Origin of the sequence: Bacteroides sp. HPS0048 (assembly GCF_964240755.1) — a bacterium.
GTDB lineage: Bacteria > Bacteroidota > Bacteroidia > Bacteroidales > Bacteroidaceae > Bacteroides > Bacteroides nordii.
Genome location: NZ_CAXSVC010000015.1, coordinates 65,447 through 79,857 on the forward strand (window position 1 = coordinate 65,447; position 14,411 = coordinate 79,857).

The window sequence follows — 14,411 nt, forward strand, 5'->3', positions numbered from 1 at the left end:
AAGAGTTCAGGGTGGTAATGCGTGGCATTATCACCCTGTTTTTTTCTTATGTGGAGGTACGTTGGGCAATCAAAGGGAAGGTAATTTATTTAAGTCGTAGTCGAACTCACAGAGAGTCGTAATGAAGCGTTGTTAAACATGTAGATGTTTAACAACGTCCCTCATCGGGAAAGATAGACTTCCTTTGCTTGGTAGAGATCGTTCATCGGTGAAGGATAAATAACAGCATTAGACTGGTACACCTTCCTTATCTTTTAGATGTACCTTCTTGAAAGAGGATTTGTTTGTAAAATAGTATGTTAATACTATATACACTATCATTGCGGGGCTTCATCTTCCTCCGAAAGGGTGAGGGTAAAGGGTAGAGGAGATATACTGACACAACATATTCATTTTTGAATTCATAGTAGATCGAAATTCGTATGAATTCTGAAGAAGAAACAAGGGTTTTTGAGGTGGATAAAGTACGTGAAATTTATGGGCCAAATGTAATTGTAGAAATGATTTTCTTTTCCCCTGTAGAATGACTGCCTATTGATATTCTTTTGCAGTGGTTACTTTCTACAAAAAACGTAAGCGGTTTATTTATATAATTTAGCCGTAATAGTATTTTGCCTTCTTTGTCTGCTGAAGCACTTTGATCCGGAAATATAGTTTTTCCCTCTTTTGTTAATTTCCCATCTTGGAAGGAATAACCTGCAAAACCTGTAAAATGCTGATCGTAATATATATACAGTTTAGAATAAGAATCGGGCATTAAAATATTAGGATTTTCTTTTGTTGTATAGAAAACACTAACTTCAACGAGTCCGCTCTCATCTTCAGTCTCTATATCTATGCTTTCCTTATTGCAGGATATGCATAATAAAAATAGGGTGGTCAATAGTAATAACAGCTGTTTCATAATTTCATCAAATAAAGCAAATTATTAATCTTGTTCTGTTATTTTGATTAAGGTGTAGAATTCTTCCTAACCTCGTTTGTTTACAAAGTTATAAAAAAAATGAGTTTAGCTTTAGTCTGATAAAAATATTATTGTTTTAAATGAATATTCTCAGTTGTTTCTTAAATAAATCTGATGTCTAAAGTTCGTTTTCTTCTTCACCATCCGAAGGAGCAATCAGGCCGCTTTCTTTCTTAGATACCTCTTTGAAATTTTTCTTCTGTTGTTCTCTATATTGCCGTGGAGGCATATTATACTTCTGTGAAAATATCTTATAGAAAGTTCCGCGATTTATAAATCCCGATTTGTCCATGATTTCTTCTATTGACAAATTAGTAGTAAGCAATAGATTTTTTGCTATGGCCAATCGATATTCTTTGATGATATCAGCAGGAGTCTTTTCTGTAATCTCCTTCAGCTTTCGGTAAAAATGCCGGGTACTATACCCTAAGGAACTGCTTAAAAATTCAACAGACAATTCATCGTTGGTAATATTCTTATCAATTAATTGCATCATTTTCTCAAAAAATACTTTATTCTCTTTGTGTAAGAATTGCCCGTCGTCCAGCTTGAAAGTACTGAGTATTGAATTATAATACTCCTTTAATTCTTTTTCCCTCTGGATAAGCCGTTCTGCCAGTTTTATCAGATACTCTGCATTGAAAGGTTTGGTAACGTAAGCTTCTGCTCCGGACTCAATGCCCTTCATCTGATCGTTCACACTATTGAGTGCCGATAATAAGATTAATGGGATATGTGTAAGCAGCTTGTTCGATTTCACTCTTTTTGCGAATGATATTCCGTCTATATCCGGCATCATTACATCTGAGATAATCAGATCGGCAGATTTGAGTTCCAGTTGTTCTATCGCTTTTGCTGCATTATCGAATGAAAGCACATTGTATTTGCCTGCAAACAAATCGGAAATAAACCATAACATAGAAGGATCGTCATCGATAATGACTACCGTTTGCCTGGAAGGATCATAAGTTGCCGGTATATTTTCTAATTCAACCGGTTTGTTATCTGCCTGTACAGGTGGTTCTGTGAGTATACTTTCTTCGGGAACAGAAGCTGTTGTAACAGCCAATGCCGGCAGAGTAACTTCAAAAGTGGTGATCTGACCGGGTACACTTGTTACCTGAATCTGCCCGTTCAGAAGGTTTACCATGCTATGGCAAATGGCGAGTCCCAATCCGTTTCGGGGAGAAATACCATTCTTGTTTTGCACTTCAAAATTGTCCAGTATCTTGTAGCGGTCGAATATCTTGGTTAGATTCTCCTTAGCAATTCCCTTCCCCGTATTTGAGATACGAATGCAAAGCTGTCCTTCTGCTATACGTTGTTCTACGATTATGCTTCCATTCTCCGGCGTATATTTGAAGGCATTGGACAATAGATTATTTACTATCTTATTGAAGCAACTGGCATCCGAATTCCAGTAAACATCTTCTTCTATTTTCAATTGATAGTTTATCTTTTGACTCTCGGCCAGTTCACAGAAAGATTCGGCTATGTCCTTCGTCTGTTCGGATATAGGGAGCTGTTTTATTTCAAGTGTTTTATTTCCGGTTTCCAAACGACGGAATTCTATTAACTCCAGAATCAATGCATTCAGCTTCTGAGCGTTCTGTAGAATCATCGTGGCATATTTGTGAACATAATTATCCGCTTCCGTATGTGATAATATCTTCTGGCAGGGACCATAGATCAAGGTTAACGGAGTGCAGAACTCATGAGTGACATTGGTGAAAAAGCGAAGTTTAGACTCATACAATTCATTCCGTTGTTGGCGGTTCATTTGCTCGATCATGCGATCCCTTTTGTGCCGATACCGCTTAATAAACATGTAAATACACCCGGATACGAATCCGATAAATAGTATAAAGTAAATAGAGTAAGCAATAGTTGTTCTGTACCAGGGAGGGATGATACGGATAATGAGGGATTGGGGCGTGCTTTCTTCTCCCGTGATATTGCTCCGGTATTTTACTAATAGCGTATACTGCCCGGGGGAGAGATTAGAAAAGACAGCTGTGGTAGAAAGTCCATTCTCTATCCAGTTTTCACTCAAACCGTCAATCTTGTAAGAGTAAGTGTAATTATTTCCATTGACATAGTCGATAGCTATGAATGACAGGCTGAAGAAGTTCTGGCTATAGTCCAGCTCGAGTACCTTCTGTTTTTTGTCTTCCCTGAAGAAATCATATATATCATATTCCTTGCCAAAGATAGACAAACGATTGAATTGCAGGGCGGGCATATATTCTATGGCCGTGGAGTTGTTCTCATTAATCGTTATAAAACCGTTCGTACCACCAAAGAAAAGAGTATTCGTGCGTTTGTCTTTAAAGTAAGCTCCGTCACTGAACTCTGTCACTTTCAGATCATTTCGCTGATGATAAGTCTGCACAGCATTGGTTTGGATATTAAATCTTACCAGACCTTGATTGGTACTGATCCACAGATTTTGTTTCTGGTCTTCAAGAATGCCATGAATCGTATTATTGAGAAAACCGTTGGTCTCGTTATATATGTAATAATCGTCATTATAAATACGCGTCAGCCCGAAGCTTGTACCGAACCAATATCCCGCATCATTTTTCAGAATAGCAAAGATGTCGTTTACTGTCTGGCTTTTTATCGCCTGATCAAACAGATAGGTTTTCATTTGCCCCGTATGCGTATTGATCCGATAGGCTCCGTATCCGCGGTTGCCAAACCACATGACGGAATCACTTTCCTGGAAAGAAACAAAAAAGTAGTTGGATGCGCGTTTTCCCTTATCCAGGACAATTCTCTCCGCACGCTTCACAGTGAGGGAACTTCCGGAACCGTTTAAAGACACTTTCACAATACCTTCTCCTACTGTGGCTATCCAGAGGGTACTGTCGTTTTGTTCGCAGATAGAATGGACATACTTTACTGTTTTTCCTTCTGCCAGAACGGGGAACTGTTTTATTTTCCGGTCCGGATACGAATAGTAGTTTATACCGTTCTCGGTTCCTATCCAGAGTCTTTTCCAATGACTCGGAGCAAAACAATAGACGGAGTTGTCTGTAAGTGTACTGTTATTGGTCAGCAGTTGTTCTGTTTTAAGGTTTATATCCGTCTCTGTCTCCGGATGATAGTTGAACATACGTAGTATACCATTTCCTTTCGTTCCGATCCATAGCGTTTGTTCGTCGTCAAGATAGAGTGCGCGAACCGGATTGTTTATCTGATAGGCCGGTGTATTTAGCAGTGTATTCTTTATCGAAAATGTATCGGCAAAATACATGTACAATCCTTGTCCGTCTGTACCTATCCAGATGATGTCCTGGAATTTATCTTTCAGCAGACAAAATATTCCGGTCCGAATATCGGTAGGTTGTATGATATACTTTATTTTCTGGTTGGGCTGATACTTCAGTTGGATCAGGCCGCTACTCTTAAATCCGATATAGTAATCATTCTGTTTCTTTATGATAGAGGATACTTCTCCACGTTGATGTATCTCGGACTCAAGGTCGACAATATAATATTTCTTTTGGCTGTTCAAGTCATATTCATAGAAAGCGTAAGTACTATCAATGAAGTAGAGCAGATTATTTTCGGCTGAAGCCCAGAGTAACTTCTCCGGGTGATTGAAATGATTGTGTGGTGAGAGTTTTATTTCGTCCTTCTCTTTTTCTATCGCATAACTTTGGTTGCTACCGTCTGATGAGAAAATCCAAAGAATGTCTGAACTGTCTGCAACTATTTGCAGGACATTCTCAAAAACAACCGTTCCTACATCTAACTTCCGGAACTCATTGTCGCGCCGGTTGAAATAATAGATGTTGCCGTCATCTTTGATGATATATACATCTCCCGCGGCACTTTTTGTCATTTTATTGATGTCTTTGAACTCCTTGAAGCTCTGAATTGTCTGCTGGTGAGAGTCGAAACGGTCAAGACCATAATTGGTCTGTATCCATAATACATCTTTTTCGGTCTCCATTATGTTGCCTATAATGTTGCCGGAGAAACCAATGCGGGAATTTGTAGGTTTGTACAGTCGTGGGGTAGTACCATCGAAAATGTTTAATCCGTCACAGGTTCCTATCCACATTAAGCCATTGTTATCCTGGCAAAGGGATAGAATTGCACTGTTTGACAACCCGTTCTGACTGGAATATTGCCGCAGGTTGTATGCGTTGATTTCACTCGTTATACTAAGTAGGAATAGTAGAAGTGAAAAGGTATAGTATAGATAGGAGGTTCTCATAAAATGTAGTTGTGTGTCACGATTAATATAAAGAGTTCCTGTACTTGCTGCAAAATTAAATAAAAAAGAGTGATAATGGCAGAAAGGGAATTTAAAAAGTATACGATTTTATGACATATATGTTTATTTCTCTGTCTTTCGGCTCTTTAAGTACACTAATGTCATAAAATTGTATACTGATAATCTAGTCTGAGCCATAGTTTTGTGACATCTGATTAGAATAACAATAGGGTATAGTATAAAGGGGTAAAAAAGATTGTTGCCGGGATAACAATTCTGTAATAAGGTGGGTATGATGATACCCCGTTTTTTTTAGATTTAATATACTGGTTTAATAACATGAAGAACATTCTTTTCTTTATCGGTCTTATTTCGCTGATAACTTGCCGACTTTCGGTACAAGAGTTAAAATCATCGGATTGCAATTGGTAGCGGATTTGCCATCAGCTTATTCGAAATAACGGATAGCAAACAGAAGAAATGAATTATTTAATGAATATCAATACTATTAATTAATAAAGTAAATATGAAGGCAGGATATTTTTTAGTAGGCTTGTTATGTGCTGCTTCTTTGGTAGGTTGTGTCCACAAAGAGCAGGTAAATATGAATCCTAATTTAGCCAGAGCGCAGGAAGCATTAGATTCTATCTATCAGTGTTATTCACGGCCGGGTGTTAATCTGTTGCGGGAGAATTACCCTTTTGATGAGCAAAGCAATGTTACTTATTTAGCATCCGAAGAGCAGGCAAATCTACCTAACCAGTATTCTTATCTTTGGCCTTACTCCGGCATGTTCTCTGCGGTAAATGCGATGTATGAGGCAAGTGGTAAAAAAGAATATAAGGAATTGTTGGATGAAAGGATTTTGCCCGGACTGGAAGAGTATTTTGATATAAAAAGAGAGCCTCACGCTTATTCATCTTATATTCGCACCTCTTCTCCTTCAGATCGGTTTTATGATGACAATGTATGGTTGGGTATTGACTTCACGGATATTTATCAAATGACCCAGGAGGCTGCATATCTTGAGAAAGCTCAGTTGATATGGAGATTTATCCAGAGTGGAATGGATGATCAGCTGGGTGGAGGTATCTACTGGTGTGAGCAGAAAAAGGAGGCTAAACATACGTGCTCCAATGCACCGGGATCTGTTTTGGCATTGAAACTTTTTAAAGCAACGAAAGATAGTATATACTATACGCAGGGAAAAGAATTGTATGAATGGACGAAAGCCCATTTGCAGGACTCTACAGATTATCTCTATTTTGATAACATTCGTCTTGATGGTAAGATAGGGAGAGCAAAATATGCATACAACAGCGGACAAATGATGCAGTCTGCTGCTTTACTTTATCAGTTGACCGGACAACCGGAGTATCTGGCTGATGCGCAGAATATTGCTAAAGAATGCTATAACTATTTCTTTATGGACTTTACATCTGCTACCGGTGAATCTTTCAAGTTACTGAAAAAAGGAGATATCTGGTTCAGTGCTGTCATGCTGAGAGGTTTCATCGAACTCTACCAACAGGATCAAAATAAAACGTATCTGGATGCATTTAATAGGAGCCTGGAATATGCCTGGAACAATGCCCGTGATGATAAGGGTTTGTTTAGCGTAGATTTGAGTGGAAATGACAAAGATGATAAAAAGTGGTTGCTGACACAGGCCGCTATGGTAGAAATGTATGGTCGGCTCGCTGGTATTAAAGAATTGATTAACTAAAATATAAAGACGAATGAAAAAGAAAAACATCAGTTTGTGTGCTATCACAGCCGCTCTATTTTTCGGAAACCATGCAAATGCGGCCGACTTTGTTGTGGCAAAAGACAATACGGTTGTAATCAACCAGGCTTGTCTGGCGGCCGCTTATAAGAGTAACCGCCCGGAGATGAAGAAGCGATTGTTTACCTCTAAAGCAGTAGAGGCTGAAATTGTGCGGGTTAAGAAGTTGTTGACTAACCGGAAATTGTCCTGGATGTTTGAAAACTGTTTCCCAAATACGCTCGAAACGACTGTACATTACCGTACAACGGATGGTAAACCCGATACTTTTGTATATACGGGAGATATTCATGCCATGTGGTTGCGTGATTCAGGAGCACAGGTTTGGCCTTATATACAGTTGGCAAACAAGGATCCGGAACTGAAAAAAATGCTTGAAGGAGTCATTCGCCGTCAGTTTAAGTGTATCATTATTGATCCGTATGCAAATGCTTTCAATGATGGAGCGAAAGGTGGCGAATGGATGAGTGACCTGACGGATATGAAACCGGAACTCCATGAGCGTAAATGGGAGATTGATTCTCTTTGTTATCCGCTTCGATTGGCCTATCAGTACTGGAAAGAGACAGGAGATGCCAGCATCTTTGATAACGAATGGATACAGGCCATCACCAATATTTTGAGAACATTTAAAGAGCAGCAGCGTAAAGATAAGGTGGATTATTACAAATTCCAGCGTAAAACGGAGCGTGCGCTCGACACGCTGAATAATAATGGTTTGGGAGCTCCTGTAAATCCGGTAGGATTGATAGTCTCTTCTTTCCGTCCGTCGGATGATGCTACAACACTGCAATTTCTTGTTCCGTCAAACTTCTTTGCCGTATCTTCACTTAGAAAAGCTGCAGAGATATTGACTGCGGTAAATCAGAGAACTGATCTGGCTCAGCAATGTACGGATCTTGCACAGGAAGTGGAAGGTGCACTGAAGAAATATGCAACCTATAATCATCCCAAATACGGAACAATTTATGCTTTTGAAGTAGATGGTTTCGGAAATCAGCTGTTGATGGATGATGCGAATGTACCCAGTCTGATAGCTATGCCTTATCTGGGCGATATGGATGTGAATGATCCGATCTATCAGAATACGCGTCGTTTTGTATGGAGCAAAGACAATCCGTATTTCTTCAAAGGAAAAGCCGGAGAAGGTATCGGAGGTCCACATATCGGTTATGATATGATCTGGCCGATGAGTATTATGATGAAAGCTTTCACAAGCCAGAATGACGAAGAGATAAAGACTTGTGTGAAGATGCTTATGGATACGGATGCAGGTACAGGGTTTATGCATGAATCCTTCCATAAAGATGATCCTGCCAATTTTACCCGTGCCTGGTTTGCATGGCAAAATACACTGTTTGGTGAATTGATATTGAAATTGGTTAATGAGGGGAAAATTGATTTATTGAACAGTATACAATAATTTTCTCTTTGTACTATTTTACCTTTGATAAAGAGATAGAATATATAAACTGTTTTTTTACATAATTTCCTATCTCTTTATCATACTTTTGATTTATTGTGTTGAATAAGAAGCGTAATTAAAAGACTTTTTCCTGCTTCAACACATACAAATCAGCAAGTGCTCCTGTGATGGGCTGTTTGTCTGCATCCAGCATTACTATCCGGCCTTCTTCCACCTTATAATAAGATTTATCTCCTTCTTTGGAAGTCGTAGTCAATATATTGCCTTCTACTATGAAAGTACCTGCTTCATCAAATTCCGCATCTTTTCTTTCCTGGTAAATATATTTCTGTGTATACGTATGATCCTTGTTGAAAACCAAAGTAACATCTATCCCCGGACAGTCAGCTGCGGGAATTGTTCCTTTATACTCTCCAAAATAATCAAGTGAGGTTTCTGCATTGTGCATATCTGCTACCTGTGTAGTATCTGCACTCATACTGTCGGCATTGTTTGTTTTTTTACTGTTTGTACACCCTGTCATAATAAAAGCACAGAGTATTGCTGCAAAATAAAACTTCTTTCCCATACTGATTGTTATTTTTATTAAACGAACAACAAAGGTACAACTAAAAAGTTTAACTTTGCTCTAAACTAATATCAATCGTAAATCCTCATTTGTGATTTGCCAATTATCATTTATCAATCGTAAATCGTAAATTATTAAATCGTAAATCCTCCATTTATGCTTATACTTTTATCCTGCGCCAAAACCATGAGTGATGTTTCAAAAGTGAAAGTCCCTTTTACTACTATACCTTGTTTTCAGAAAGAAGCGGCAGAAATTGCTTTAGAGATGTCGCAGTTTTCTGTAGAAGAGTTAGAGCATTTGTTGCGTGTGAATCCTAAGATTGCTGTCGAGAATTACAAACGTTATCAGGCTTTTCATTCAGAGGATACTCGTGCGCTTCCGGCCCTGCTTGCCTATACAGGTATTGTTTTTAAGCGGTTGAATCCGAAAGATTTTTCAGAAGACGATTTTCGCTATGCACAGGAACATCTTCGGTTCACTTCATTTTGCTACGGTTTACTTCGTCCGTTAGATCTAATCCGTTTGTATCGTCTTGAAGGAGATGTAAGACTCCCTGAGCAAGGTGGTAAAACTCTGTTTTCTTATTGGCAGTCCCGGCTTACCGATTCATTTCTTAAAGAGATCAAAGCCACCGGAGGCGTACTATGTAATCTGGCAAGTGATGAAATGCGTGGTTTGTTTGACTGGAAGCGTATAGAACAGGAAGTGACGATTGTTACCCCCGAATTTCATGTATGGAAGAATGGCAAACTTTCTACTATTGTAGTTTATACCAAAATGTCTCGTGGGGAGATGACGCGTTTTATTCTGAAAAACCGGATAGAATCTCCGCAGGATTTGAAAGCTTTTCACTGGGAGGGATTTGAGTTTAATGAACGATTATCAAACGAAAAGAAATTAATATTCACTAATGGAGCAACAGAATAAGATGAGTGAAGTAGACAAAATGCGTAATGGGCAACTGGCTGATATGTCTGTGCCGGAAATGCAGGTACGTTTTGAGAAAGCTAAAAAGTTATTGGCCCGTATGCGTGGGTTGAGTACTTATGACGAGGAATATCGTCCCTTGCTCGAGGAACTGATACCGGATATCCCTGTTACATCTGTTATTTGCCCGCCTTTTCACTGTGATCACGGTGATGGTATCCGGCTAGGCGAACATGTATTTGTCAATGCTAACTGTACTTTTCTGGATGGTGGATATATAACGATCGGAGCCCATACATTGGTGGGCCCTTGTGTGCAGATTTATACCCCTCATCATCCGGTGGATTATATAGAACGGCGTGAACCGAAAGAATATGCTTATCCGGTCACGATCGGTAAAGATTGCTGGATTGGTGGTGGCGCTGTTATCTGTCCCGGAGTGACGATTGGAGATCGTTGTATCATTGGAGCAGGGAGTGTAGTAACTAAAGATATACCGGCTGATAGTGTTGCGGTGGGCAATCCGGCACGGGTTGTAAAGAAAGTAAAATAGCCGGGCAACTTATCAGATTGTAAGAAATAAGAGAGGTGAAAAGGTGATTTATTATCTTTCCATCTCTTTTTGTGTATATTAGTGCAATCTTTTGAGAAAATACTTCAATTTCTTCTATAAAAAAAGAGGTTAATTTGTAATCGTTAATCTATCATTAATATATAAAGACGAATGCAATGGGAAAGACACTACTTCTTTTTAAATCTCTTTTGATGAGCGTGTGCGCGCTCACACTGACCACTCAGGCACAAAGTTTATCTGATGTAACCAATATCAATGTAGACGAATGCTATATTTATGATTCATTTTTATCAGCGGACTGGGGAAATGAGTCCATGGCGCCCGGCAACGGAAGTACTGCGAATGATTATTGGGCTAAAAGTTGGATTACAGGAACCCGCAAGGTCTACAAGGGGGCAGAGGTGGTAAATATTGGTGGAACTGAACTTGAATATATAGTGAAACAAGTGCGCCCCGGAAATTATAATAGCTCTATCGGCATGCTGAATATGAAAAATTTATATAGAGCCGATGCATCGGAAGTATTTAGAGAATCTCATATAACCAGTAGTTTGATTTTACCGGAATTGCCCAGTGTCGGTAAGATGGCCCTGTTTCTGTTGAAACCTTATAAATCAGGCGTATCAGATGGCATTGCACTCGATAAAAAAAACGCGGATGGTTCCTGGACAGAGGTGATACAGGTGAAACACCCTTCGGCAGATGGCTGGGTCTATCTGCATTATATTAATAAAGGAGCTATTATCTCTCAGGTTCCGGTGACGTATCGGATTCGTTCTTATTCATATAACTCAAGAACCGCAGAAGGGTATGGCCCTATTTTGGGAGGCCTGATTGTTCAGAAATATCTGGAGAATGACAATTATACCAAACCGCTTACCCGGCCTTATTATCCGTTAGGAAATAACTCATCTACTTTGTCGAATGCCAAAAAACTGGTAGATACTTATACGGAAGCTGAATGGTTGGGATTAGTTCCCACACAAGCTCCCCGTAGTTTGCAGCATAGCCCGGCTTCTGTTAATAGTACGGATTGGACATGGGATCCCGCCCAGCCGGATCAAATAACCTGTAAGGCTACCGGTACTGTGTTTCCAAACAGTAATTATACGGTTTTATATGCCAATGCAGAGGTTATGACCGGAAAGATCATTAAAGTCCCGTATTATAAAACGTCCAAAGGCAACACCTATGTACAGGCTCAGATTGATTATGGAAAAACAGCTTTTATGACTAAGAACTTACCCATTTTGGGAGCCGCCTACCAACTGACAAAAGATGAAAAGTATGCCCGTTATGTGGCTTTGGCTTTAGACAAGTGGGCAAATGCGGTGCCTGATTTCTTTATGACCGAAGGGTGGAATAAAGACCGGATTGTGAATAAGAGTGACCTTTCGAAATATCAGAACGTACAACGTGCTTCGGATCATAACGGGTTGACTCATGAATTTCATGAGGGAGAACTACTATCGTTTGATCGTATTTATGAAAGTCAGGCGCTAAAGGAGCTTTCGGCAGAGAGAGGCTACGATGTACGCCGGCATATTGTTGATGATCTGTTCCTTAATATAGGATTATGGGTGATTGACCAGCCGATGTCTACTCATCAATCTACCAATCTGGTGGGACATATTGGTGTACTGATTCAGGTGGCTGCTATTATTGAAGACGAAGTAATGAAAGAAAAAATCATTGATTTTGTCGATCGTTATTATACGTTGTGTATTGCAAACAACTTCAAGCGTGACGGTATGTATCCTGAGTCCTTCTCTTACCACAGAGGATATGCCGATGAGAACTATGCAAACGTTAAGCTGTTGGAAGATTATTTCAGTATGTTTGAACCGAAAACTGACGCGATGCGCCGTATTGCTGCAAAATCCCTTACACGTAAGGAGTTTACTCAGCGTACGACGTTGGTTCATAAACAGGTTGGATTTCCGAATGGAGATATGGCTCCGTTTGATGATACCACGGCCGGATACAGTGATAAGCGAACTTCTACCAAATCTTATTTATTGCCAGCTTACTATCATGCCATGTTGGGAGCAGGTACGGGCGATCAGCAGATTCAATCGAATATCGGAGCGAATGATAAAGCCAATCATGTGGGCAATAGTGTGATGTCTATGACCCTTTATGCCAATGGAGAAGAGCAGATTGGTGATATCCGTTACTCCCGGCTTCCAGGACGCGATTATACGAATAGTGTGACGGCTCATAACCTGGTTGCCGTTGACGAAGAACTGACCCAGTATTTTACATCAGGCCGCCAGGTTCTTGGCAATAGTGGACACGTATTTACAAATGGTTACTTCACCTTGTTTGAACCGGGGCTCGATGGGGTTGCTGCAACAGAGGTTTATAGTAAAACGATCCGTCCGGGAAAAGTAGAACGTTATCAGCGTATTCATGTTTTGAATACGATTGATCCGTCTCGTCCTTATCTGCTCGACTTATTTGTGGTAAAGGGAGGAACGAAGCACGACTACCTGTTACACGGCTCTACACAGTATGATCAGACGACTGAAACCAGCCTGTCTATGACGAAAATTAACAGCCAATACCCACTCTTGCCAACCGGAGTAACCTATAAAGATCCGGTGGTAGAAGGTGATAAAACAAACTGGTATGGTGCTTTTCGTGAAATGTCAAAAGCGCAATCTCCCGGAGAATGGAACGTGACTTATGTACAGAATGCTTCCAGAGGTGTTAAGATTTTTGCTGTGGATGATGCCCGGTCTACGGTATATTTAGGTAAGTCGCCTAATTCCTATCGTCGTGCTACCGGAACAACGATGTATGAATATTGGCGTCCGGCTTTGGTGGAACGCCGCACCGGAAACAGCGGTATGCGTAGTTTGTTTACCCATGTGATGGAGGCGTATAATGGTGGTTCTAAGATTGTTTCGGTAAAACAAGTTCCGTTAAATCAGAATAGTGAAGAATATGTGGGAGTGTCTGTCACCTTTACTGATGGTCGTGAAGATGTGATTCTTGTGAATCTGAACAATGCGCTGATTACAGGTATTGATCCGGCTGAGAAGATATCAACAACCGATGGGCGCTATGCAATGGAAGGTAAGATAGCTGTTTTTTCAAAGAGTAAAGACGCAGAGAAGGCGAAGAGTATTTTGATTAACGGTTCCCGGTTATCCGTAGGAGAAGAATCGGCAGAAATAGAGAACTACAAATACTCCGGAACTATTACCTCTACTGTACGCAAGGAAGACGGCGCTTCCTGCAATGCTTTTGTTACCGATGCTATGATTCCTGCCGGTGATGAGTTAAAAGGGCGCTGGATGTCGGTTAAATTTGGATCTTATAAAGTGATTAACCCACCTTCGGGTGCTGTGAAAACGCAGGAAGATATGAATGAATTGTTTCAAATAGACCATGTAGAGCAGGTGGGCGGCCAAACTTATATTGTAACCGCCGAAGACCATTGCCTGAAGGTGGATGGTGCAATGGCTGAGGAGATAATGCGTCCGCAACGTCAGTTTGAAGGGGCTACGACATTTACAATCTTAAAGAGCCAGTCCGGCCTGTTTGGAGGAGGTACAGGATTGTCTGCCGTGCCCGCCGAGAAGAACGTACAAATCTGTCCGAATCCGGTAAAAGATGTCCTGCATGTGCGTGCCGATCAGGAAATTAAGCGTGTGATCATCTATTCACTGACCGGTTTTGCAGTGCGTGAACTTTTGTTTGCGGGACAAACAGAAGTTACTGTTCAGGCAATGGATCTGGCAGAGGGCAACTATATTGTGACAATTGAGTTACAGGATGGTTCTGTAAAAAATGAACGGCTGATGATTACGCGTTAGCTTCTTAATTAATAAGTTGTTATAAGAGGGCCAAAAGTAGAATTCGCTATTATTAAAACGCAGATTAACGCTAATTTACGCAGATTTAATTTAATTTTTGCGTAACTTAGC

Annotated in this window: 8 protein-coding genes; 5 read left to right on the forward strand and 3 right to left on the reverse strand. The window is 40.2% G+C overall.

Annotation, left to right across the window (positions count from 1 at the left end; all coding sequences use genetic code 11):
* Window positions 1-475 precede the first annotated feature (475 nt).
* Together ACESQI_RS13170 and ACESQI_RS13175 are read right to left on the reverse strand one after the other, a co-directional pair.
* Window positions 476-904 carry a hypothetical protein gene (locus tag ACESQI_RS13170; RefSeq protein ID WP_373126274.1) on the reverse strand — a complete coding sequence of 143 codons (429 nt, stop codon included), beginning with the start codon at window positions 902-904 and terminating at the stop codon, window positions 476-478.
* Window positions 905-1,082: 178 nt separating this feature from the next.
* Window positions 1,083-5,192, reverse strand: a complete 4,110-nt coding sequence (locus ACESQI_RS13175) for a two-component regulator propeller domain-containing protein (RefSeq protein ID WP_373126276.1) — start codon at window positions 5,190-5,192, stop codon at window positions 1,083-1,085.
* A 526-nt stretch (window positions 5,193-5,718) separates the two neighbouring features.
* On the opposite strand from ACESQI_RS13175, the gene ACESQI_RS13180 reads away from it, so the two are divergent.
* Together ACESQI_RS13180 and ACESQI_RS13185 are read left to right on the forward strand one after the other, a co-directional pair.
* A complete protein-coding gene (locus ACESQI_RS13180; protein WP_256142847.1) occupies window positions 5,719-6,918 on the forward strand; it encodes a glycoside hydrolase family 76 protein in 1,200 nt (399 codons plus the stop codon).
* A gap of 13 nt (window positions 6,919-6,931) precedes the next feature.
* Window positions 6,932-8,401 (forward strand): glycoside hydrolase family 125 protein, encoded by a 1,470-nt coding sequence (locus tag ACESQI_RS13185; RefSeq protein WP_007487183.1) that lies wholly within the window; start codon window positions 6,932-6,934, stop codon window positions 8,399-8,401.
* A 118-nt stretch (window positions 8,402-8,519) separates the two neighbouring features.
* Here ACESQI_RS13185 and ACESQI_RS13190 read toward each other — a convergent pair whose 3' ends face one another.
* Window positions 8,520-8,972: a copper resistance protein NlpE gene (locus ACESQI_RS13190; RefSeq protein WP_025867904.1), complete on the reverse strand. Its 453-nt coding sequence runs from the start codon at window positions 8,970-8,972 to the stop codon at window positions 8,520-8,522.
* A 156-nt stretch (window positions 8,973-9,128) separates the two neighbouring features.
* Here ACESQI_RS13190 and yaaA point away from each other — a divergent pair, with 156 nt between their 5' ends.
* The 3 genes from yaaA (at window position 9,129) to ACESQI_RS13205 (ending at window position 14,300) form a co-directional block, all read left to right on the forward strand.
* Window positions 9,129-9,902 (forward strand): peroxide stress protein YaaA, encoded by a 774-nt coding sequence (gene yaaA, locus ACESQI_RS13195; RefSeq protein ID WP_002562317.1) that lies wholly within the window; start codon window positions 9,129-9,131, stop codon window positions 9,900-9,902.
* A gap of 1 nt (window position 9,903) precedes the next feature.
* The gene (locus tag ACESQI_RS13200; protein ID WP_195348860.1) at window positions 9,904-10,455 is read left to right on the forward strand and encodes a sugar O-acetyltransferase; all 552 of its coding nucleotides are present in this window, start codon (window positions 9,904-9,906) and stop codon (window positions 10,453-10,455) included.
* 176 nt (window positions 10,456-10,631) lie between these two features.
* Window positions 10,632-14,300, forward strand: coding sequence for a hypothetical protein (locus ACESQI_RS13205; RefSeq protein WP_373126277.1), 3,669 nt, complete (start codon window positions 10,632-10,634; stop codon window positions 14,298-14,300).
* Window positions 14,301-14,411 lie beyond the last annotated feature (111 nt).

Excerpts from the sequence above, each read along its gene's own strand:
- yaaA (WP_002562317.1), top strand. The coding sequence starts at position 9,129 with ATGCTTATACTTTTATCCTGCGCCAAAACCATGAGTGATGTTTCAAAA.
- ACESQI_RS13190 (WP_025867904.1), bottom strand. The coding sequence starts at position 8,972 with ATGGGAAAGAAGTTTTATTTTGCAGCAATACTCTGTGCTTTTATTATG.
- ACESQI_RS13175 (WP_373126276.1), bottom strand. The coding sequence starts at position 5,192 with ATGAGAACCTCCTATCTATACTATACCTTTTCACTTCTACTATTCCTA.
- ACESQI_RS13205 (WP_373126277.1), top strand. The coding sequence starts at position 10,632 with ATGGGAAAGACACTACTTCTTTTTAAATCTCTTTTGATGAGCGTGTGC.
- ACESQI_RS13170 (WP_373126274.1), bottom strand. The coding sequence starts at position 904 with ATGAAACAGCTGTTATTACTATTGACCACCCTATTTTTATTATGCATA.
- ACESQI_RS13180 (WP_256142847.1), top strand. The coding sequence starts at position 5,719 with ATGAAGGCAGGATATTTTTTAGTAGGCTTGTTATGTGCTGCTTCTTTG.
- ACESQI_RS13185 (WP_007487183.1), top strand. The coding sequence starts at position 6,932 with ATGAAAAAGAAAAACATCAGTTTGTGTGCTATCACAGCCGCTCTATTT.
- ACESQI_RS13200 (WP_195348860.1), top strand. The coding sequence starts at position 9,904 with ATGAGTGAAGTAGACAAAATGCGTAATGGGCAACTGGCTGATATGTCT.